Consider the following 22,911-nt stretch of genomic DNA (forward strand, 5'->3'; position numbering starts at 1 on the left):
CTGGGAATAAGTTGAGCAAAGATCCGATGAAAATCAGTGTATTGTCAAGCGGAAGTGGCGGCAACGTTACTTATATTGAGACGAACCAGCACAAGGTCTTACTTGATGCCGGATTGTCGGGCAAAAAAATTGAGAACCTCATGAATTCAATTGGACGGAGTTTGACCGACGTTGATAAGTTATTTGTGACCCACGAACACACCGATCATGCCAAATCAGTGGGAATCTTGGCGCGTAAGTATGACATGCAGGTCTACGCGAACGAGAAGACCTGGAACGCGATGGGTAACAAGATCGGAAAATTTCCTGAGGAACAAAAGTTTATTTTTGATCCCGATACCACTAAGTCATTTGGGGACCTGGACGTTGAAAGTTTCAGTGTGTCCCATGATGCTGCCGACGCCCAGTTCTACAATTTTCACGACGGCGATAAGAGTTTTGTGGTGTTGACTGATACGGGCTACGTCTCTGATCACATTGAAGGGGTCATAAGAGACGCCAACGCGTACGTTTTAGAGTGTAATCATGACGTGGAAATGCTGAGAAACGGCGACTATTCGTGGCCAACCAAGCAACGCATCATGAGTGATGAGGGTCATTTGTCAAACGAAGACGGCGCGGACGCCATGATGAAAATCATCGGACGTGACACCAAGAACATCTTCATCGGACACCGCAGTCATCATAACAACATGAAGTCTTTGGCTCATCTCACCGTCGCTTCCATGCTTGAAAATGAGGACTTTGGGGTTGGTCATGACTTCAATTTGTTTGACACCGACGTCGAAAAACCATCCGATTTAATAACTCTTTGAGAATAATTGATACTTTTTTAAAAACTATTTGATAGAATAATATTAAATGGGGTGTAAATATGAAGAGAACACATCCGCTACTAACAGTTGCCATCGTGGCACTAGTAGCCGGTCTATTGGGCGGTGGAATTGCCTATGGTGGGATTTCGTGGTATAACGGCGGAATGTCTCTAGGAACTCAATCCGTCCCTGCGGGTTCCAATCGTGGCGGAACCGCAAAAGTTGAGAATGTAAGGGTAAATGCCTCTAATCAGGCGGAGAAAGTCTTTAAGGACAACAAGGATACCGTCGTTTCGGTCATTAACACCGAGAAGACCAAGTCCAGTGACTCTGATCCACTTCAGGGTATGTTTGGTGGCGTGTTCGGAGGAAATGGCGGAGACAATGGCGGTCAAGACCAAAAGGATCAGCAACAGATTAGTGAGGGTTCTGGAGTTGTCTACAATAAGGATAACGGCTCAGCGTACATTGTGACCAACAATCACGTGGTGTCTGGTTCGTCCAACCTGGAAGTCATCTTGAGTAACGGCCAGAAAAAGGAAGCTAAGCTAATTGGCCATGATGCCGTAACCGACCTTGCCGTTCTTAAGATTAACGGCGATGGTGTCAATAAGGTGGCTAACTTCGGTAATTCTGACGACATCAAGGTGGGTCAAACCGCCCTTGCGATTGGATCGCCACTTGGTTCTGAGTACGCTTCGTCTCTGACTGAGGGAATCATTTCCGCTAAGAAGCGGGAAGTGCCGCAGGCTAGCACCGAGAATGGGCAACAGAACGCCAGTGCCGGTGACGCAACGGTTATTCAGACCGATGCCGCCATTAATCCCGGAAACTCTGGTGGACCACTCCTAAATAGTGCCGGACAGGTCGTTGGGATTAACTCCATGAAACTGTCGAAGGATAGTTCTGGTACCAGTGTTGAAGGGATGGGCTTTGCCATTCCAAGTAACGAGGTCGTACGGATTATCAACCAGCTCATTAAGAACGGAAAGGTAATTCGTCCCGAACTAGGCATTAAGTACGTGGACCTAGCTAATATCTCGGTTAAGCAGCAGAAATCGATTTTAAAGCTCCCTTCAAACGTTACCAACGGAGTTGTGGTGATGGACGTTAGGGGTGGCTCACCAGCCGCTAATGCGGGTCTCAAGAAAAATGACGTAATTACCAAGTTGGCTGGAAAAGACATTACCAATCAGGGTAAGTTGCGTGACATCCTGTATGAGCATAACGTTGGCGACAAGATTTCCGTTACCTATTATCATAATGGACAAATGAAAACGTCTGAGATTACGCTAGATCAGCAAGCAAAACAGCAGTAATTTAAAAAATGTTCGTCGTAGAGTAGATGCGGCGAACATTTTTTGTTTGAAAAGAGTGAACTGACATTCGGATAGCTTAATGCGATAATTGAAGCAATTGTCGCATTAAGGCCTGAATTTTAGTTGTGATGATTGTAACGATACTTATGGGTTCCGTGATAGAGGGATTGGCGGTAAACTCCGAACAAAATTGGTTTAAAAAAAATTAATAATCAGAAAATACGTGGTTGGAAATGTCAAGTGGTAAAAGTCTGTGCATAACTTTGGGGATAAACTCATTGTGAAAACACAAAAGCTGTAATTTAGGCTTTTAATGATAGTGGAAAAGTATCGAGAAGTTATCCACAGGCAGTGTGCATAAGTTTATGTAACAAAATTTTATTAAAAAGAGAACGCGATAAACGTTGATATTACAACAACGAAAATTGCGTTAACGAACATATGTCTTGTTTATTTCTGTGGATAAATAAAAATGTTGTTGACAAAATCGAAATATTAACAGGTCTTTAAATTCTCCAGAAACGGGACAGTTTGTGAAGGTGCCTGTGGATAACTTTGTGGATAGTCTGTTTAAAGGAGTCGACTTATGAACATTAAATTGGTGGTAGTTGGAAAATTGAAGGAAAAATACTTCAAAGACGGAATTAATGAGTACGTCAAACGACTTTCTCGTTTTTGCAAGTTTAAGATTGTTCAGGTTCCCGACGAAAAGGCGCCTGAGAACCTTAGTCAAGCGGAAATGGACGAGGTGATGGAACAAGAAGGAACCCGAATTTTGGCTAAAATTAAAGACCGCGAGTATGTGATTGCTTTGGCAATTCAAGGCGATGAACTGACCTCTGAAGCCTTTGCGAAGAAAATCAAGGATCTTGCAACGTACGGTCACTCGGACATTACCTTTGTGATTGGTGGGTCGTTGGGACTTGCTCCTAAGGTCTTGAAGCGGGCTAACTTTGAACTGTCATTTGGTCGTTTTACGCTACCGCACCAGCTGATGCGCTTGGTGTTAACCGAACAAATCTATCGGGCTTTCATGATTAATAGCGGCAGTCCGTACCATAAATAGGCTGATTGACTTTGATTAGAAACTAAGATTATAATAATTATGGATTTAAAAGGGAAGAGATGTTCGGATCATCTCTTCCATGTTCGCAAGTTTGGTGCGGTTACTGTGGTGAAGCTAATCATAACTGATTAGCTTTTTTTATTATTTTATTTGTAAAATATGGATATTTGCTTTAACTACACGTACACGCCGAAAGGATGTCATTAATAATGAAAAATTTAAGTTCACATCGGATTCTGCGTTTTCTGGTTCAAGTCTTAATTACCGCGGTCGGAACGGCCATCATCGCGATGGGAATGACCCTGATGCGAAAAGAAAATCTCGGAATGGACGCCTTTACCGCGTTAAGTGTCGGATTATCGCACCATTTACCGCTTGGTTTGGGTAACATCCAGTTCATCGACTACATGATCCTGTTGGTCATCGTGTTGTTTTTGGATTACCATCAGATTGGTTTTGGGACGCTAATTAACATGCTGGTGGGGTACGGGGTTCAGTATTTCACGCTCTGGTTCGGGGCTTACTTGGTGTTCGATAACTTTTGGTTGAAATTGTTGTTTGCTGTCCTTGGATTCCTGATATTCACGGTCGGAATTGCCGTTTACATGTCGGCCAAGTTCGGGGTGTCCTCGTATGATGCCATTGCGCCCATTTTCTCTCAAAGATTCCACATGCCGTACTGGTCAGTGCGGGTGATTCAGGATGTGCTTTTCATGTTTTTGGCGTTCCTCGTCTCTGGTCCAATTGGAATTATGACGGTCATCATTTCGTTGTGTTCGGGTCCATTTGTGGAACTCTGGGGCAGACACCTCCATCTGATTAAATAAAAAACGGTCCGCTGGATTATTCCAACGGACCGTTTAGTTTAATTAATTCTTATTATCATTTGGGTTAACGCTGCAACTGCCGCCTTCACAGTTAGCACCCTTTTGTTGGTCATCATCGCCACCAACCATTTCAATTGGTTGAAAGCTAGCCCAAGCCTTGTCTAAAGCGGACTTGAAGACCTTCACTGGTTGAGCACCAGAAACGGCGTATTTCTTGTTAAAGATGTAAAACGGAACCCCGTTAATTCCAACTTGTTGAGCGGCGGCTTCGTCAGCTCTGACGTCGTCCTTGAATTTATCACTGTCTATAACAGATTTGACTTCGTCTTGGTTTAAACCAACGCTCATGGCAAGATCAACTAAAACGGAGTTGTCGTCAACGTTTAGACCGTCGGCGAAGTAAGCCTCGAATAATTTGTCCATCAGTTCGGATTCTTTGCCCTTGGTTCCCGCAAAGTGAAGCAAGCGGTGTGCTTTTAAAGTATTAACCACCTTAATCTTTCCGGTATCCATCTTTAAACCAGCTTCGTTTGCCAGTTCGGTGATGGTTGATAGAAACTCGGAAACTTTTTCCCTTGACATCCCCTTTTCCTTACTCATGTGGTCAGCCATGGTTTCTGGTTCACCAGATGCGTTGGGATCAAGTTCAAAACTATTGTAATGAACCTCAACGTCGTCCTTATGGTCAAAATCACTTAGTGCGGACTTGAAGTGGGCTCGTCCGATGTAACAGAACGGACATGCAATATCGGACCAAACTTGGACTTCCATTTTTTTCGTCATTTTAGTACCTCCTACAAATTATCTACTAACTAAAGTATAGTGTTCAACTGAATCGATCACAATCATCTTGCTTAAGAATCACTTATCAATGGCGTTGCTTGTTCCAAGTAACTTATCATTTTTGATTTGTTTTGGATCTTGGTTTTGTTCAGTGGTTTGCTTACTATCACTGTTTTTTGCTTCATTTGGAGTGTTTTGATTTTTATTCTCGGCATGATCCGATGACTTCTTGTCAGAATCGCCATGGACTGATTTGAGAATCTTATTAAGCCAATTCTTCATGTTACTTCCCCCTCATCTACTTCTCACCTTATTATAGTATAGTGAGTTTTGATTGTAATGAAAGTTAACTAATTTATAAAGAATTGTGATAGGCCAACTACGAAGCGGGCTTTTTGCTTGCTTTTGTTTCGGAAATTAAATAGAATTAAAGTACGTATTGGCTTACTTTTTGTGAGTAAAGGGAGAGAGATTAAATGAAAACAGTTGACGTAATTTTAGGTAGTGCCCGATCCAATTCTAGTGGTGCCGGAATTTTTAACTTTTTAAAGAAGAACGCAAAAGAACTTGAGTCTGATAACGAGGTCAAGTTGAACTTTATTGACATTGGTGATTTAGACTTACCAATCTTCAATGAACCACTCCCACCAATGGGTGATCCTGACCGGAAACTAACGGGGGCCCCCAAGAAGTGGATTGATAACATCAAGGCTGGAGACGGTTATCTATTTATTGAACCAGTCTATGACAACGGTCTTTCTGGCGCGTTTAAGAACGCCCTTGATTACATCGGCTTTGAAACGGCTGACAAGCCTGCCCGAATTGTTTCGTATTCTAGCAGTGCCTTGTCTGGTCAAGCTTCAGCTTTAGGCATTCTTCCCACTTTATCCATGTTGGGAATGGTAATGTTGCCACACATGACCATGATTGGTCACATTGACGACAACTTTGAAAAGGATGGCAATTTTGTAAGTAATGCGCCATCAGAAGAATACTATTCCAAACAGTTAAAGGATGCCGTAAGTGACATTGCTTCTTACACCAAGCTTTTAGGTAATTAGGTTTATAAGTAAATACGCAAAAGGAGCACTTCATTTTTTTGAAGTGCTCCTTTTTTTTATTGAAAAATCATCTGCAGGACGATCAGGATAATCGAGATCAAAAAGACCGCTGTGATTATGTACTTGAAGAGTTTGTTAATCTTATTACTTCCCTCGGGGAAGAGCCACAAGATTAAGATTAAAAGGACGTTTAGGCCAATTCCCACCCAAGGATTGGGATGAAAAAAGGTTAAGACCATCAGTAACACCAAAATCACTAGTTCAAGTAGTTCCTTAAAGACTGTCAATTCAAGTAACCCCCTTTCTGTTTTACTAAAAACACCAAATCCGAGTAGACGTGGAGGTCTCTCAATAGATTTGGTGCACAGGTATGTTTTTAAAATGGCAAAAGAGATTGATTGGTACTTCTCATTACCGAACTAATTATACCATTGCGTTAAAACAAAAGCGAGATTATTTTTAATTATTTTAGATGGTTGACAAGCACTGGCGATTAAGGCTGATTTAAACGGTCTAAGTATCAACTAATAATGGATTATCATTAATCAGTACATTCAACAAAGTTAATTAATTAAGAGCCAAGTTATATTACGTTCGAGGATTTTTCTGATGCGACGATTGTTAAACATGTAACTATTAAAAAGTTAGTTAAAATTTGACAAAAATGTTTAAGTTTCCCAGTGTATCAACACATATCCACTTTTACAAATTATCGGTCTTTGAACGATTTGACAAAATTTGTGAAACAGTTATCATTATTGACGTACGACTAGGAAACTTTTTCTAGTCGGTTAAAATGCTTGTTATAAATTGCGAAACCCCGTACGATATGGGTGGTTAAATCGTTTAACCATAAGCATGAATAACAATTCTTAAGGAGGATTATTATGAAATCTGCAATTGAAGTGAACTCTGAAATTGGGCAGCTGAAGTCTGTCTTAATGCACAGGCCCGGAAAAGAGATTGAAAATGTCATTCCGGATACCATGAAGCAGATGTTGTTTGATGACATCCCGTATCAAAAAATCGCTGACAAAGAGCACGATTATTTTACCAATCTACTCCGTGATCATGGAGTGGAGGTTGTGTACATCGAGGATTTGTTGGAAGACATCTTAAAAAGGGATGACGTAAGGGATGATTTTGAGTCAACTTACCTAAGTGAACACTACTACACGGGTAGTTCGGCAGAGGACATCAAACGCTACTTTGAGAGTCTCTCGATTCACGACTTGGTCAGTACGATTTATGCCGGCCTAAGACGAGATAAAATTCATTTTACTCACCCAAGTTTGCACGACGTGGCCGGGACGAACGCTTTTGATCCCTTCCTACTGGATCCACTACCAAATGCGTACTTTACAAGGGATCCGCAAGCTTCGATGGGATCTGGTTTAACGATTAACCACATGACTTTTGAGGCGCGGCGTCCGGAGTCACTCATCACGGAGTACGTGATGAAGTATCATCCACGGTTTGCCGGAAAAGTTGACGTTTGGCTGGACCGCTATAATGATGCTCGGATTGAGGGTGGTGACGAACTCGTTTTAAACGATCACGTCATGGCAATTGGTTGCTCGCAACGAACCTCAACTCGTTCGATTGAAAAACTGGCTCACAAACTTTTTGAAGATCCGAAGTCACATTTCGACACAATCGTGGCGGTTCAAATTCCGCATAACCATGCCATGATGCATCTAGATACGGTCTTCACCATGGTCAACTACGACCAATTTACCGTATATCCAGGGATCATGAACGGTGGTAAGATGAATATTAACATCCTTCATCCCGGAAAAAACAATACCATCAACATGGAACATCGTGAAAGTCTGCCGGATACACTCAAGGAAGTTCTTGGATTATCTGAGATTGACATGATGGAGACCGGCGATGGTGATCCAGTTGCCGCTCCACGTGAACAGTGGAACGATGGGTCAAATAACTTGGCAATTGCCCCTGGGGAAGTGGTCACATACGATCGCAACACGGTCACGATTGATGTGATGCGGAAACACGGTATTATCGTTTACGAGATTTTGTCTTCAGAACTATCGCGTGGCCGTGGTGGAGCTCGTTGTATGTCACAACCAATCATTCGTGAACCACTTGATAAAAATAATTAGAGGGGGAGCAAATTAAATGAGTACATTACTAGAGGAATTAAAATCAATGCAGGGACGTTCTTTTTTAAAGGAGTCTGATTTTACACCAGCCCAGATTGAAGCTTTAATTGATTTTGCCATTAACTTGAAAAACGAACACAAGAAGTACGGCAAGGTAACCAAGTATTTACACGACAAGGACCTGGTGCTCTTGTTTCAAAAGACTTCGACCAGAACCAGACTCTCGTTTGAACTTGGTGGTGACGACTTAGGCGGAAACACGGCCTACATTGATCCAACCTCGAGTCAGTTCGGCAAAAAGGAATCGGTAGAAGACTCCGCGCGAGTCTTTGGCGAACTGGCTGACGGGATTGAATACCGGGGCTTTGAACAATCCGACATGGAAATCATGGCCAAGTACTCGGGAGTTCCCGTTTGGAACGGTCTTTCAAACGAGTGGCATCCCACTCAAATGATTGCTGACTTCATGACCGTGAAGGAAAACTTTGGTCACTTAAAGGGGCTCACGTTGACCTTTGTTGGTGACGGGCGAAATAACGTGGCTAATTCTTTACTGGTGACCGGTTCGATGCTGGGTGTGAACGTTCACATCGTGGCTCCAGATGAACTGCACCCCGAAAAAGCGGTGGTCGACCTGGCCGAAAAGTACGCTAAGCAATCTGGGGCCCACTTCATGATTACCTCTGATATCGACAAGGGGGTCAAAGGCTCAAATATCATCTACACCGACGTCTGGGTGTCAATGGGTGAAAACAACTGGCAACAACGAATTGACCAACTACTACCATACCAAGTCAACATGGACTTAATGAAGAAGACGGGCACCCCTGATGATGAATTGATTTTCATGCACTGTCTGCCAGCCTTTCATGACGGCAACACCACCACTGCTAAAGAGGCAGTTAAAAAATACAAGGGCCTAAACAGTCCCGAAATGGAAGTAACCGACGAGGTCTTTAGAAGTCCTTACGGGCGCCAGTTCGTTGAAGCTGGCAACCGCAAGCACTCGATCATGGCAATTATGGCCGCCACTTTAGGCGACTTAAGTATGTACAACGAAAATTAAATTTTACAAAAGCATAAATAGGATTATCAATGATACAATCATGTCCTAAATTAGGATTTGAGAGGATTGCGTAAATTATATGGGAAATAAAAAGGGAGTTTCATTATTTGGATTAATCATGCTGGTCATTAGTTCCGCGATTGGCGCTGGAATTTATAATGCCAGTGAACAGATTGCGGCAGCGGCCACTCCGGGACCCGCGCTCGTTGCGTGGATTATTACTGGAGTCGGAATTTTTGCACTAGCAATGAGTTTGAAGTCTCTAAGTGAGGATAAACCAGAACTGACTGGAATTTCCGATTTTGCCAGAGATGGATTTGGTGATTTTGCTGGATTTCTATCGGGCTGGGGATACTGGCTATCGGCATGGCTTGGTAACATTGCGTTTGCCACCATGATGATGTCAGCGATCGGTTATTTCTTTCCGGTTTTTCGATCAGGCAACTCAATTCAAGCGGTAATCATTGCGTCGGTATTCACGTGGCTACTCACGTGGTTAGTAACGATGGGGATTGAGAACGCGGCTTTCATCAATACCATTATCACCGTAATAAAAATAATTCCCTTGGTTGCTTTCGCAATCTTAGGAATTGTCTTATTCAAAGCTAACGTTTTCACCGCCCACTTCTGGGCTAATTTTAGTACTAACTTCACGTATAGTCCGGCGACGGCAATGGGGGTATTTGATCAAGTCAAGGGATGTATCATCACCACCATGTGGATCTTCATCGGGATTGAAGGTGCCACGATGATGGCAGGGCGCGCTAAGAAACGTTCTGATGCGGCCAAGGCGACCATTATTGGCACCATCTCACTCTTGATCATCAACATCGTGATTGCGATGCTACCATATGGTTACTTACCCCAAGCCAAACTAGCTAAGTTGAGCAACCCGGCCCTGACCTACGTTGTTAAAGATATGATTGGACCAATAGGTGCGGCTTTTGTCAGTATCTCACTTATAATCACCATGGTCGGTGCCCTCCTGTCATGGACCATGCTTCCGGTTGAAGCGACGTCACAACTAGCTGATCAGAAGCTACTACCCCGGTGGTTCGGTTACTTAAACAAGCACAATTCACCTTCACACTCATTGTGGTTAACTCAGATTTTGGTACAAATTGTTTTGATTTCGTTACTATTTACCGATCAGGCGTACAACCTGGCAATCTCGCTGTGTACGGCAGCGATTGTGATTTGTTACGCGCTGGTTGGTGCCGATCAAATTAAGGCTGGGCTTCAGGCTCATTCGGTCAAGAAAATGATGCCGGGCATCCTAGCTCTATTGTTTGAAGTTGTCGGAATCGCAGTGGCGGGACTACAATTCTTGTGGTTATGCTCAATTGCATACGTTCTAGGCTTTGGTTTCTACATCAAAGCGATCAAGAATCAAGGACGTAAAATCACACCCTTTGAATGGATCATGATGGCATTGATAACGATTGCTGCCATTGGGGCGGTCATTGCTCTATTTATGGGAAAGATAGGAGTGTCGTAAATGAAGAGAATCGTGATAGCTCTAGGTGGCAATGCGATTTTAACCGATGATCCAACTGCGAAAGGGCAAAGAGAAGCTTTAAAAAAAACCACGAAAAAAATCGTGAAGTTCGTGCGTAATTCAACTGAAAACCTTCAGTTAGTGATTACTCACGGCAATGGCCCGCAAGTTGGAAACTTGTTGCTCCAAGAACTAAACGGTAGCACGAAGGAAAATCCGCCAATGCCACTTGACGTGGTTGGAGCGATGACTCAAGGTGAGTTAGGACTGTGGATTGGGGATGCCCTCTCAGACAATGATATGACTAGTTCAACCATTGTCACGCGGGTATTAGTCAATCCCAATGATCCAGCGTTTAAAGATCCAACCAAGCCCATCGGTCCGTTTTACGCGGACGTTAATTCCGTTATAAGGGAACATCCGGACTGGAAATTCGCCGAAGACTCCGGACGCGGATTTAGGCGGGTTGTTCCATCGCCTCATCCCATCAGCATTTTAGAGGCGAAGCAAATTAGCACCCTGGTTGACAGTGGGTTCACTGTCATTGCTGGCGGGGGAGGAGGCGTTCCGGTCGTCATGACTGACAATGGGGACGTCGAAGGCGTGGAAGCCGTGATTGACAAAGATTTTACGGCTTCGTTAATCGGACAAATGGTGAACGCCGACCAGTTAATTATCCTGACCGGCATTGACCAGGCGGCCATTAATTTCGGACGGCCTAATCAAAGAGAACTGGGACACGTGTCGCTTGACGAACTGGACATGTATCTAAAACAAGGTCAATTTGGTAAGGGTTCAATGGAACCCAAGATTCAAGCGGCGATGCAGTTTGTGAAAAACACCGGCAAGGAAGCCGTGATTACGTCATTAGACAACGTTGCCGATTTTGAGGAAAATGGTCGAGCAACGGTCATTAAAAAATAAAGACCGAAGAAATCACCCGATGACTATGAACTAGTCTTTGGGTGATTTTTAGTTGTTATTAAGTGGTCCACAGGACTATAACCATTTTTCCAATTTGATATTAGCATTTAAGAACGAAATGTCAAAGATTATTCTTATCTAGTTAGAGGTAATCCAATGTCATGATTAGTCTTTAAAACAAAAAGTTCCCTTGCAACTATCAAAAATAGTTGCAAGGGAACTTCATGGTACTTGTGGGTCATAACCATCAAATAGAAAGGAGTAGTGCATCTTGTTTGAAAACTACCGCCTACGCGGTACAAACATAGTATATCATACATGATAAAAATGTCTATCTTTATTTATTTTATGTGATTGAATAGTGGCACGATTAACGCTGGCTTTAACATAAACTTCACATGCATATCGCTATTAACGTTTAGTTGAATTTGTTATGCTTTAGACGTATATAGGAGGTTTCAATTATGAAGATTATGATTATTGGTGGAACCGGAAGAGTCGGTTCTGACCTAGTAAAACAATTTCAAAAAAACACTGACGATTCGGTTACCATTGCGGCTCGTCATCCTGAAGAAGTCAAGTTTGTGGACACCGTTGAGGAACGTCCCAAAATTAACACCATGAAGTTTAGCATCGTCGACATGAGTGTTAACGAAATGGCCGACGCAATGAAGGGCTTTGATGCCATCTACTTCACCGCTGGATCCGGTGGACACAACGTGGTCCTAGTTGACAGTTACGGAGCCATCAAGACCATGCAGGCCGCCGAAAAAGCGGGTGTTAAACGTTACATCATGCTCAGTTCAGCCTTTGCACTTCAACCAGACCAGTGGGAAGGAAAGAAACACTACGCCAAGTTACAGGACTATCAGGCCGCTAAGTTCATGGCCGACCACTGGTTAATTCACGATACTGACCTGAACTACACCATTTTACAACCGGGCTCCTTGCTTGAGACCCCTGGAACCGGCGAAGTAACCTTTAATGATGACCAACCTGGTTCGAACTCAATCAACGACGTTTCACAGGTCTTGTTTGACGTTTTAGATAACCAGCATGCCTTTGACAAGGTAATCATCATGCACAGTGGCGACATGAGTATCGAAACCGCACTTAACAATTTAAAATAGTTAGGGAGAATTAAGATGGCTGTTAAAGATAAAGTAGTTGTAATTACGGGAGCTTCTAGTGGAATTGGTGAAGCGACCGCCAAGTTGTTGGCAAAGAACGGCGCCAAGGTCGTGCTGGGTGCTAGAAGAGAGGACCGCTTACGTGCGATTCAGGAAGATATCGAAGCTGATGGTGGCGTGGCTGCCATTCAGAAGACCGATGTCACCAAACTCGATGAGGTTAGAAACCTGGCGTCCGCTGCGGTTGACCAGTTTGGTCGCATCGACGTTTGGATGAACAATGCGGGTGTGATGCCCCAATCACCACTGATTAAGGGTGACGTCAAGGGTTGGAATCTCATGATTGACGTCAATATCAGGGGTGTTTTGTACGGCATTACCGCTTCCCTTGATACGATGCGTGGTCAAGGTGGTGGCCAGTACATCAACACTGCTTCGGTGGCGGCTCACACTTCTGGAATTAACAGTGGGGTGTACAGTGCCACAAAGGCAGCCGTGAAGATGATTAGTGATTCACTCCGAGAAGAAGAAGCCAAGGCCAAGTCTGGTATTCGGGTGACTATGATTTCACCCGGTGCGGTTGCCACGGAATTGCCTAATCATATCACCGATCCAGACATCAAGAAGCAGTTTGAGTCATACGATTTGACGCCGCTTAGTCCCAAACGGATTGCGCAATCCATCCTGTACGCCATTGACATGCCCAAGGATGCCTCGGTCAACGAAATCGTGATTCGACCAACCGATCAGGTTTAGGGTTAACGCATATGAAACTAGATGTGACAAAGCACGTTCTACGGGATGGTTCGTTTTTAATCATCGCCATCCTGTCAATCATGCAGTTTGCGCGCTACGTCTACACCCAGGAGTATTTGCGTTCGGCTAAGTACCTGGTGCTGTTTTTGATTACCGTTTTAATGTATGGACTAGTTCCAGATCAAGTCCTGCAGTCGATTGTCAATCTGATTATGATTGGGTTGCTCCTGATTTTTACGTGGTACGACGAACGCATTGATAAACGACGAGAAAAGAAATAAATTAATTAGACTAGTTGTTGGTTTTAACCGATAATTAGTCTTTTTTTACGGGAAAATTAATCAATCCGTGAACCATTTCCGCGATGAAGGTTGAAATTGTTAATGTTTAATACTATTATTATAAAAAACAGGTTGTTCGAATTTTGTTATCTGACAATATCCGAACATTGCATATAAAATGGAGGAGAAAGTTCGATGAATTACTATCTAATCATTAACATCATTGGGGTCGCCGTGTTCCTTGGAATTGCCTTTTTGTTTTCTAAGGATCACAAGCACGTCAACTGGCGATCGGTCATTGTCGTTTTAGTCTTAAACCTCGTCATCGCGTTTCTCCTTACTCGCTTTAGTTGGGGTCGAGACGCTGTCAAGGGTGCCGCTGAAGGATTCAACTGGATTGTCCAGGTTGCCTACACTGGGATTGCCTTTGCACTTCCCAACTGGGTGCACGTCAAACAGATGAACTTTGTGACTTCAGCACTGCTTCCAATCTTAATGATTGTTCCGTTGTTTGATATCCTTACATACTTTGGGATTTTGCCATTTATCATTAAATGGATCGGAATTGCGTTATCAAAGGTTACGGGACAACCAAAGTTCGAATCATTTTACGCCGTTGAAATGATGTTCCTTGGAAACACGGAAGCCCTAGCCGTTTCTAGTCTGCAACTCAAGAAATTATCTAGTGAACGACTCTTGACAGTCGCCATGATGTCGATGTCGTGTATCACGGCTGCGATCGTTGGTTCGTACACCCAGATGATTCCGGGTCAATATGTCTTAACCGCAATTCCACTTAACATCTTGAACGCCATCATCGTGACTTCACTACTGAACCCCGTTCACGTTACGCCCGAAGAAGACACAATTGCGACGATGACGGAACCTTCAGAACAGGTTGCTGAGGAAACGGTTGCTGACAAACCTGAGAAGCCTAAAAAAGAGCCGTTCTTCTCATTTTTGGGTGACTCAATCTTAGGTGCCGGTAAGTTGGTATTAATTATTGCTGCCAACGTCATTGCCTTCGTGGCCCTTGCTAATTTAATCAGTAAGTTACTGGGACTCATTAATCCTTGGTTGTCACTTCAACACTTACTTGGAATCGTAATGTTCCCATTTGCATGGCTGATGGGGATGGACGTTAACCACGCCTTCCAGTTTGCTCAATACATGGGAACCAAGTTAGTTACTAACGAATTCGTGGTCATGGGTGCCATTGCACCACACATCAACAACCTCCACATTTTCCCGGCTCACTATCAAGCCCAACTCTGTGTCTTTTTAACCTCCTTTGCCAACTTCAGTACCGTTGGCATGGTTATTGGATGCTTGAAGGGCTTAGTCAGCCGTGAAAAGAACGACGTCATTTCGAGAAACGTTGGATACTTAATCCTATCCGGAATCTTGGTATCATTACTCTCGGCTGGAATCGTTGGATTATTCGTTTGGTAATCATAAAATAGAATTTATAACACTTCTGATTGAATTCAGAGGTGTTTTTTGTTGTCTAGTTATAAATACGTAAGTTTAGCGAAACTTAATTTTAGTATGATACACTGAACGTAAATAATTAGGGGATGAGAATTTGAAACGAATCCATCCAAAGCTAAAGATTCGTTGGCTCGCCATCGTTTTGGTGCTAATCTCGGGGATCGTCGCCGTGACCTTCACCCATTTCGACGCACCGATGTACAAACAGACGGTGGCTCGAGTTGTAAACGTGCACAACTACGGTCGCACTTCACAAACTGATGAATTTAAGAATCATGATTACCAAGAGAATCAGAAACTGACGCTGAAGGTTTTAAACGGGGAATACAAGGGCAAGACGATTACCGCCAACAACCAATTTTCGGGTGCCGGAGCGACCGACATGAAGTATCATGCCGGCCAACAGATCTTTATCCACGTTGCCAACAAGAACTTAAAGCCTTCGTCGATTCTGATCAACGGCTTTAAGCGGGACACCGCGGTCGTCTTCTTAATCTGGCTAACGGTGATGCTGTTGCTGGTGATCCTAAAGTTTAGTGGGTCCATGGCGCTTTTGAGTATCATTATCAACGCCGTCCTGTTCTTTTTGGCGGTTTCAATTGACGTGGGGACGAGCTTCAATCCGTTCATCTTGTTTGCCATCTTGTCCGTCATTTTCACGATTGTCACCGCTATCCTGATTTTTGGCGTGTCAAAAGAAACGGTCGTGACGATTTCGTCGACGATTCTAGGGACTGCGGTCGCGATTTTAATCGCGTTTATTGTGTTGTCGGTCACGCATGAACGAGGCATGAACTTTGAGATGATGGACTACGTGACCCAGCAACGACTACCAATCTACTTCGTCGGTTGTATGATTGGGTCGCTGGGGGCCATCATGGACCTTTCGGCCGATATCACGTCCAGCCTGTTTGCGGTTTATGAAGAAGACCATAGTCTCTCATTCTTGAAACTCTTAAAAAACGGGCAAAACATCGGGCGGTCAATCATGGGACCGCTAATTAACGTCTTGTTCCTCATCTTCGTGGCCGGGACTTTTCCCATGATGGTGCTGTTTTTAAGAAACGGCAATAGCTGGGGCTACTCGTTCTCAATGATTATGTCACTTGGAATCATTCAAAGTCTGATTAGTGCGATTGGAATCACGCTGACGGTGCCGATTACCAGCCTGATTGCGAGTGCACTTTGTGAAATGAAGGTGATTAAATGAGTACCATGACCGTCTTATTAATCATTCTCTTTTTCGCAATGCTACTGGCAGGGGGATCCAAAGGTTTCGTGGCCTTCATTGGGTTACTATGTAACTTTGGTTTGGTCTTCATGTCCGTCGTTTTGATTGCGTTTGGCATTCCGTACCTCTGGGTCACACTGATTAACGCCGTCATTATCCTGGTCATTACAATTTACTTTGGTAATGAACAGGGTCGGAACGCCGACGTGGCGTTTGTGACCTCGTTAATCGTGGTGGCAATCGTAATTGCCCTCATCATTCCGGTGGAACACTGGGCGCAGGTGCAAGGCTTTGGACCCGAAAATACCGAGGATTTGGAGGGGATGTCGCTCTTAATTGGCGTGAAATTCCTAAACGTTTCGTGTGCGATGACGATTTTGAGTTGCCTGGGAGCGGTGGCCGAAGCTGCCGTTGCCATGGCTACTGGTTTAGTCGAGATTCAGGACCACAACATCAAGATTTCTGATAAGGATTTCAGTTATATCGGAGTTTCAATTGGAAAAGAAATCGTTGGAACGGCCTTTAACACCCTGTTCTTTAGTTTCTACGGGGAGCTAGTTGGTTTGTTCATCTGGTTTGCGCGCCTGCACTACAGTATCGGCATGGTCATGAACGACAAAATCTTTGCGTCGGAGTTAATCATGACGTTGATTTCCGCAATTGGAGTGGTATTGACCATTCCCGTAACCATCGCGGTGATGCTGTATCTGAAGCATCGCAAGTTGAAGAAAGCAAAACAGGATTAAGTGATTTGTGAACTTTATCCTTTACAACTCGCGATTTCTGTGGTTAAATTGATGCAAAATAAGAAAGGGATGAAACCAATGACAACGATTACTACGAACTATCAAAATACTTGCTGTTGCTGTACTTGTTACATGTAGGTTAGCATTCGTAGTTTTAGATGCGGGTGTTGATCAAACGCCTGTATCTAAGTGTAGTAATTTTTGTGCTCAGTTAGATACAACATTTTGTTAGTCTAACTGAGATTGGTGAATTCCAACTCAATCGAATATACTAATCTACTCTATTTACGTGGAGAAAAAGGATCAGTTAGGCTAACTTGATGGATAGTCTAACTGATTTTTTTAATTGTTTCGTTTAACGAGGTTTTGGCAGAAACAGGATGGCATAGTTGAAAGGGAGAAATAGGATGAAGAAAAGATATTGGATTACCGCATTAGTCGCAATTATCGTGATTTTATTTGGATATACGTTTGTGTATCGGCCGTATCAAAAGGCTCATGCACCACAGTCAAATAAGAAAACCATCACGTTGGCAAGTTCACCTGGTCCTTACAGCGATCTGTTTATGAAGGGCATCAAACCCATTCTTGAAAAAGACGGTTACAAGGTGAAAAACAAATCATTCTCCGTCTTGCTGAATGCTGATATGGCCTTAAATCAGGGCCAGGTTGACTTAAACGTTGAACAACACGGCGCCTACATGAACAACTTTAACAAGGAAAATCATGGTGATTTGGTTTCCTTAACCAAGGTGCCAACCATTCCAACTGGGATTTATCCCGCTAAAAAGCATAGCTTAAAGGACGTTAAGAAGGGTGACACGGTTGCCATTCCAAACGATCCATCCAACATGTCACGGGCTTTTCTAGTAATGGAAAAAGCGGAATGGATTAAGCTGAAGAAGGGTGTTGACCCCATCAGGGCCACTAAAAATGACATCATTGACAACAAGTACGACCTGAAGTTTGATGAAATGGATTCGGCCAACGAACCACGTTCCAGAAACAGCGTGGACTACGCCATCATCCCTGGTTCTGACACTTACGGGGCTAAGATTCCGGCAAGTTCAATGCTTCTGCGTGAAAATCCTCAGAGTCAGTACATGCTGCTAGCAGTTGTAAACAAGAAGAATGAGCACGCCAAGTGGGCACAGGACGTCAAGAAGGCTTACAACTCCAAGCAGTTCATGAATTACATGAAGAAACATAATCAGGACCACGAGTGGGAAATTCCTGAGAAATAAAAGGATTATATAATTTAAATGTATCCGAGTTGTATAATGCATTTTTATTAGCTAATGTTATTATGAATGTATTTTCAATGGGGGAGATTGTGATAATGGATGAACTATTTTTGAAAGGTGTAAATGATGATCTAAGAAAAATTGTTAAGGAAGATATTCCTGATAGATTAGTTAAAAAGGGAAAATTAGATAAATATAATATATTAGTTTACTTTTTGTCTTATTTGTCTGACTCATACTCGGCAATTTTAGATATAGATGATAATACTCAAATCCCTTCAATTATTTTGAGGTCGATGATGGAGGTTAGTTTCTATATAAAATTATTTACAAGAGAAGATATGGATGATAAAGATTATAATAATCTCAAGAAATCATATAAGCTGACAGGAACTAAAAATAATTTAAGACATTTGAAAAATGCAGTATATGGAGAGGAGGAATTCGATAGAGGTTCTACTAATGATATACAAAGAAGACAGGCAAGAAAATGGACTGAAGAAGATGAGCTTGATGAAGATAAAATTAATAATATGCTAGAAGAAAATAGAGAAGAAGTATATACTTTTTTGGAAAATCTTTCTAATGTTAATATACAACCAAGAAAATTTAAAGAATTTTATCAAATAAAAAACGGATACAGTCATGGGAGAGATTATCATGTAAATAATTTATATGATTTGGCAAAGTTTGTTGGAAGTGAAGAAGAGTATTTATTGATTATGCATCCATTGTCTAAAGCCGTTCATAGTGCTGGAATATATGAAAGTTATTGTATTAAAGATAATAAAGTTGAAGTAACTGATAATTTTAATTCGAATTTCCCAAAAAAAGCTGGATTACACTTCCTAAATAAATCAATTGTAGATGTAGTAGTTAAATGTAGTATAAAATCTGTTTACAGTAAACTAAGGAAGAAAATAGAGGTATATTTAAAAGGAAATTTGGAACGATTAAATGATAATTAATATATTTCTTTTTAATAAAAGAGACTGATACTTTACTTGTGAAGAGGGAAAAGTCATCTACTATACTTAATATAGTCACACAAAAACAGGTCAACCTCACAGTTGACCTGTTTTTTACTAAGTATTGCCAATCCTACTTGTTATCTTTGTTCAAAGCGATGTTCTTAAGGGCTTCAAAAGCATCGATGTCGATTTCTTCAGTAGTATTGTTGTTGAAAGTAACTTGGTATGAAATGATATTACCTTCTGATTCGCGGGGATGGATTGAGTTTACGTTGTTCACGTTAATCAAACGACCGTCGCCAGTTTCAACTAATCCAGAAAAGTTCATGTTTTTCACCTCCTCACTAGTATTATTACATATGACGCGCCAAAAGATAACTAATAACACGCTCAAATTGCCGTTAAATTGGGAATTTATTGCCTTTTGTTAATTTCATGATTTACATTAAAAAGACTTAATAAATTAAGCAAGCGTTTTTATTGCAACCGTTTTCATATGGGAGTATATTAGGGTCAACAAAAGAATTAAGTACTTTTGGGAGGAAGAAATTATGACAGATGTAAAGAAAATTCCTGCAGCAGTAGCAATGCTTAAAGTTATTGAATCATATGGCGTTAAGGACGTTTATGGATACCCTGGTGGTTCTATTAACTCAACGCTTGCTGCGCTCGATCAAGAAAAAGATAACATTAATTACGTACAAATTCGACACGAACAGGTTGGTGCACTAACGGCCGCTGCTCACGCTAAACTAACTGGTAAAATCGGAGTTGCCTTTGGGTCCGCTGGTCCTGGTGCGGTCAACTTACTAAACGGTTTGTATGATGCCAAAGAAGACCACGCTCCAGTACTTGCCATCGTTGGTCAAGTTGGTCATGACAACATGAACTACAATTACTTCCAAGAATTTCCAGAGACCCCAATGTTCTCTGACGTTTCGGTTTATGACCGTATCGTAATGACTCCTGAAAGCTTGCCACACGTTGTTGATCGTGCGATTCACGAAGCATACGCAAAGAAGGGTGTTGCCGTAGTTGTTATTCCAAATGACTTCGGTTTTGACGAAATTCCAGATGTTCCGTACAGTTCTGCATCAAAGACTTATGACAAGCCAGCTCCAGAACCAGTCGCAACCGATGACGAAGTAAGTCAAGCCCTTAAGATGATTAAGAATGCTAAACGTCCTGTTCTCCACGTTGGTCGTGGAATCAAGGGCAATGGCGACAAGTTAATCGAACTTTCAAAGAAACTCCAGATTCCAGTTATTATGGACGGCTTAGCTTTAGGTTACGTTGACGCTAACTACGAAGCTAACCTAGGAACCGCCAACCGTGCTGCATCAAAGGCCGCTGACGAAATCTTGAGTACCGCTGACTTAGTTATCGCCATTGGTGGTGACTTCCCATTCGCTAAATCAGTTTATGCAAGTCACAAATTCGCTTACATCCAAGTTGATGACTCTCAAATCTAACTTGGTCGTCACCACGAAGTTGACCTCCCAATCTGGTCTGACGCGGGCTCATTTGTTGACAAGGCATTGGCTCAAAGTGAAAAGGTTGCTCCAAGTCCATTCTACAAGGCCGCCGTTGCTGACCAAGCTAACTGGATGGAGTACATTCACAAGATGTTAAACATTGGCAGTGACGAAACCGATGAGAGTAATGGTAGTTTCATGGAAGAATTCAAGGACTTTGGTAAACACTTGAAGGACACCATGACTAACGCTAACTCAACCATGCCAGTTGCCCCAATCTACAAACAAATTAATCGAGTAGCCGACAAAGATGCCGTCTTCTCAATCGACGTTGGTGACAACATCATCAACAGTTTCAGATACTTGGACATTCAACCAACTAACAAGTGGGTCATCTCCGCATTGTTTGCAACAATGGGTTCCGGACTTCCTGGTGCCATTGCTGCTAAGAAAGCTTACCCAGATCGTCAAGTCTTCAACATTGCTGGTGACGGTGCCCTTTCAATGGTTATCCAAGACCTCGTAACTTTGACGAAGTATCAACTTCCAGTTATTAACGTGGTTACTTCAAACGAAGACTTAGGCTTCATCGAAGGTGAACAAGAAGACTTACCAATGCAATTCTTCGGCCTTCAACTTCAAGGTCAAAGCTTTGAATTGATTGCTAAGGGAATGGGAATTGATGCTACAACTGTTCACAATGTTTCTGAACTTCCTGCTGCCTTTGACAAAGCCGTTAAGGTTACCAAAGCTGGTCACCCATTCTTGATTGACGCTAAGATTAACCAAGACCGTGGTCTTCCAGTTGAAGATTTGATCGTTAAGATTGAAAATGGTCAAATCGTTGAAACCATCAGTCCAAACTACAAGAAGGACAAGAATGACAACAAGACTTACACATTACCAGAATTCTTCGCAGAATATGGTGGCGAAGGCTTGTTACCACTTAAAGACTTCTTCGACAAATACGATGTTCAACTTTAATAAGTAAGAAAAAGAGCTCTCATTGAGAGCTCTTTTTTGTGGGCAAATAGAGGATGTAAAAACTTGAGCAAATTCCTCAGCTCACGGCGATTTAATGGTATGATGAAAGTAATCACAAGAGGATATCGGAGATGAAATATAATGAGTTTTAAAGGATTTGTTAATTGGTTTTTAGTTGTTTTTTGGATCGTGACTTTCGTGGTGTTAGCCATGGGTTTCAGTATGGTCTCAATGTATATGATGGTGATTGGAATGCTGATTCACAGTTTAAATTGTGTCCTAGGAGATAAAATTTAAAGGAGGAATTAGATGTTTAAACCAATTTTATTGATTATCGCAGTGATTGCCTTAATCATTGCGTGTTATTTGTATTGGACGAATCGCGATCGGGCCGTTGATAAGAGTTATATCAAGAGCTGGACGTACTGCTTCTTTGTTGTATGTATGCTAGTTGCTGTTGTAACTTTTGCCATCGCCACCAGAAACATTTTGTCAGTTGCTGGTTTTGTGATTGCCTTCGTCCTATTTGTCTACTACTTGGTTCGCTACTTTATGGCTGCTTTAGGTAAGGGATACAGCTGGGATCAGACGGTTTTCATTAAGTATTTTAGAAGAGCCGTGTATGCACTGCTTGCAACCCTAATCTTCTTCATTGCGTTCTACTGCTCATCAAATAACCAGTTAGATATGTTGCATCATCGAGAAATCACGTCACATCTCCAGATGAAGCATAAGGAAAAGATGAGAATGGAGAAAAAGGATAAGAAAGCGGAAATGAAATAGTTGTTGAGGAGTCTGAAGTGCTATATAAAAGTTAGACACTTTATATAAATTTATACAATTTCAAGGATTCATATCGGTATTTAATTGATGTGAGTCTTTTTATTATCCGAAATTCGTTTCAAACATTATCGGTTTAAGAAATGGGAATAACTTTTAATGAGAGAATTATCGTGAAAATTTTTATGTTACGTACTTTGTTGGTAGTGGTGACACTTAATCCATCTACTATAGTCATAAGTGTGATAATGAAAGTCTTGATCATAATGAATTAAAGGACGAACCCACCTCGAAAATTGATTACTAAGGTTATGTAACATAACATAAACTAATTCAT

The 22,911-nt window shown here is 42.2% G+C and carries 22 protein-coding genes and 1 pseudogene; 19 read left to right on the top strand and 4 right to left on the bottom strand.

All coding sequences use genetic code 11. The annotated features are described in order from the left end of the window. Window positions 1–26 precede the first annotated feature (26 nt). The 4 genes from AC6UDG_RS00570 (at window position 27) to AC6UDG_RS00585 (ending at window position 4,027) form a co-directional block, all read left to right on the top strand. Window positions 27–815, top strand: coding sequence for an MBL fold metallo-hydrolase (locus tag AC6UDG_RS00570; RefSeq protein WP_500701423.1), 789 nt, complete (start codon window positions 27–29; stop codon window positions 813–815). A 59-nt stretch (window positions 816–874) separates the two neighbouring features. Next, the gene (locus AC6UDG_RS00575) at window positions 875–2,134 is read left to right on the top strand and encodes a S1C family serine protease (protein ID WP_500706088.1); all 1,260 of its coding nucleotides are present in this window, start codon (window positions 875–877) and stop codon (window positions 2,132–2,134) included. A gap of 586 nt (window positions 2,135–2,720) precedes the next feature. Further along, window positions 2,721–3,200, top strand: coding sequence for a 23S rRNA (pseudouridine(1915)-N(3))-methyltransferase RlmH (gene rlmH, locus AC6UDG_RS00580; protein ID WP_500696267.1), 480 nt, complete (start codon window positions 2,721–2,723; stop codon window positions 3,198–3,200). A 209-nt stretch (window positions 3,201–3,409) separates the two neighbouring features. Continuing rightward, window positions 3,410–4,027, top strand: coding sequence for a YczE/YyaS/YitT family protein (locus AC6UDG_RS00585; RefSeq protein ID WP_500706089.1), 618 nt, complete (start codon window positions 3,410–3,412; stop codon window positions 4,025–4,027). A gap of 42 nt (window positions 4,028–4,069) precedes the next feature. Here the strand turns inward: AC6UDG_RS00585 and AC6UDG_RS00590 are convergent, their stop codons facing one another. Beyond that, complete coding sequence (locus AC6UDG_RS00590) at window positions 4,070–4,810, bottom strand: DsbA family oxidoreductase (RefSeq protein WP_500706090.1); 741 nt, start codon at window positions 4,808–4,810, stop codon at window positions 4,070–4,072. A gap of 78 nt (window positions 4,811–4,888) precedes the next feature. Further along, entirely contained in the window at window positions 4,889–5,092 is a 204-nt protein-coding gene (locus AC6UDG_RS00595; RefSeq protein ID WP_500694184.1) for a hypothetical protein, read from the bottom strand. 194 nt (window positions 5,093–5,286) lie between these two features. Here AC6UDG_RS00595 and AC6UDG_RS00600 point away from each other — a divergent pair, with 194 nt between their 5' ends. Continuing rightward, window positions 5,287–5,871: an NADPH-dependent FMN reductase gene (locus tag AC6UDG_RS00600; RefSeq protein ID WP_500706091.1), complete on the top strand. Its 585-nt coding sequence runs from the start codon at window positions 5,287–5,289 to the stop codon at window positions 5,869–5,871. Between the two features lie 56 nt (window positions 5,872–5,927). Here the strand turns inward: AC6UDG_RS00600 and AC6UDG_RS00605 are convergent, their stop codons facing one another. Next, on the bottom strand, window positions 5,928–6,158 hold the full coding sequence (locus AC6UDG_RS00605; protein ID WP_500694182.1) for a hypothetical protein: 231 nt from the start codon (window positions 6,156–6,158) through the stop codon (window positions 5,928–5,930). Between the two features lie 600 nt (window positions 6,159–6,758). Between AC6UDG_RS00605 and AC6UDG_RS00610 the strand changes: the two genes are divergently transcribed. From AC6UDG_RS00610 to AC6UDG_RS00665, 12 genes are all read left to right on the top strand, one after another. Then, window positions 6,759–7,997, top strand: a complete 1,239-nt coding sequence (locus tag AC6UDG_RS00610; RefSeq protein WP_500706092.1) for an arginine deiminase — start codon at window positions 6,759–6,761, stop codon at window positions 7,995–7,997. Between the two features lie 16 nt (window positions 7,998–8,013). After that, entirely contained in the window at window positions 8,014–9,063 is a 1,050-nt protein-coding gene (gene argF / locus AC6UDG_RS00615; RefSeq protein WP_500701418.1) for an ornithine carbamoyltransferase, read from the top strand. A gap of 79 nt (window positions 9,064–9,142) precedes the next feature. Then, complete coding sequence (locus AC6UDG_RS00620) at window positions 9,143–10,561, top strand: basic amino acid/polyamine antiporter (RefSeq protein WP_500699689.1); 1,419 nt, start codon at window positions 9,143–9,145, stop codon at window positions 10,559–10,561. Then, window positions 10,562–11,485, top strand: coding sequence for a carbamate kinase (gene arcC / locus AC6UDG_RS00625; protein ID WP_500706093.1), 924 nt, complete (start codon window positions 10,562–10,564; stop codon window positions 11,483–11,485). 464 nt (window positions 11,486–11,949) lie between these two features. Continuing rightward, window positions 11,950–12,615, top strand: coding sequence for an SDR family oxidoreductase (locus tag AC6UDG_RS00630; protein WP_500706094.1), 666 nt, complete (start codon window positions 11,950–11,952; stop codon window positions 12,613–12,615). 15 nt (window positions 12,616–12,630) lie between these two features. Beyond that, complete coding sequence (locus AC6UDG_RS00635; protein WP_500706095.1) at window positions 12,631–13,371, top strand: SDR family oxidoreductase; 741 nt, start codon at window positions 12,631–12,633, stop codon at window positions 13,369–13,371. Window positions 13,372–13,382: 11 nt separating this feature from the next. Beyond that, window positions 13,383–13,652: a hypothetical protein gene (locus AC6UDG_RS00640; protein WP_500706096.1), complete on the top strand. Its 270-nt coding sequence runs from the start codon at window positions 13,383–13,385 to the stop codon at window positions 13,650–13,652. Between the two features lie 195 nt (window positions 13,653–13,847). Further along, window positions 13,848–15,104: a NupC/NupG family nucleoside CNT transporter gene (locus tag AC6UDG_RS00645; protein WP_500695972.1), complete on the top strand. Its 1,257-nt coding sequence runs from the start codon at window positions 13,848–13,850 to the stop codon at window positions 15,102–15,104. A gap of 133 nt (window positions 15,105–15,237) precedes the next feature. Beyond that, window positions 15,238–16,353: a YibE/F family protein gene (locus AC6UDG_RS00650; RefSeq protein ID WP_500706097.1), complete on the top strand. Its 1,116-nt coding sequence runs from the start codon at window positions 15,238–15,240 to the stop codon at window positions 16,351–16,353. Further along, window positions 16,350–17,120 carry a YibE/F family protein gene (locus AC6UDG_RS00655; protein WP_500706098.1) on the top strand — a complete coding sequence of 257 codons (771 nt, stop codon included), beginning with the start codon at window positions 16,350–16,352 and terminating at the stop codon, window positions 17,118–17,120. Before AC6UDG_RS00650 ends, AC6UDG_RS00655 begins: the two co-directional genes overlap by 4 nt. 407 nt (window positions 17,121–17,527) lie before the next feature. Next, entirely contained in the window at window positions 17,528–18,364 is an 837-nt protein-coding gene (locus AC6UDG_RS00660; RefSeq protein WP_500706099.1) for a MetQ/NlpA family ABC transporter substrate-binding protein, read from the top strand. A gap of 95 nt (window positions 18,365–18,459) precedes the next feature. Continuing rightward, a complete protein-coding gene (locus AC6UDG_RS00665; protein ID WP_500706100.1) occupies window positions 18,460–19,332 on the top strand; it encodes a hypothetical protein in 873 nt (290 codons plus the stop codon). 133 nt (window positions 19,333–19,465) lie between these two features. On the opposite strand, the gene AC6UDG_RS00670 is transcribed toward AC6UDG_RS00665, so the two are convergent. Next, window positions 19,466–19,663: a hypothetical protein gene (locus tag AC6UDG_RS00670; RefSeq protein ID WP_500694170.1), complete on the bottom strand. Its 198-nt coding sequence runs from the start codon at window positions 19,661–19,663 to the stop codon at window positions 19,466–19,468. 223 nt (window positions 19,664–19,886) lie between these two features. On the opposite strand from AC6UDG_RS00670, the pseudogene AC6UDG_RS00675 reads away from it, so the two are divergent. Together AC6UDG_RS00675 and AC6UDG_RS00680 are read left to right on the top strand one after the other, a co-directional pair. Next, window positions 19,887–21,794 (top strand): annotated as a pseudogene (locus AC6UDG_RS00675) (thiamine pyrophosphate-dependent enzyme). A 309-nt stretch (window positions 21,795–22,103) separates the two neighbouring features. Then, a complete protein-coding gene (locus AC6UDG_RS00680; RefSeq protein WP_500706101.1) occupies window positions 22,104–22,577 on the top strand; it encodes a hypothetical protein in 474 nt (157 codons plus the stop codon). The last annotated feature ends 334 nt before the right edge of the window (window positions 22,578–22,911 follow it).

This window comes from Fructilactobacillus sp. X2R1C1 (assembly GCF_059901435.1).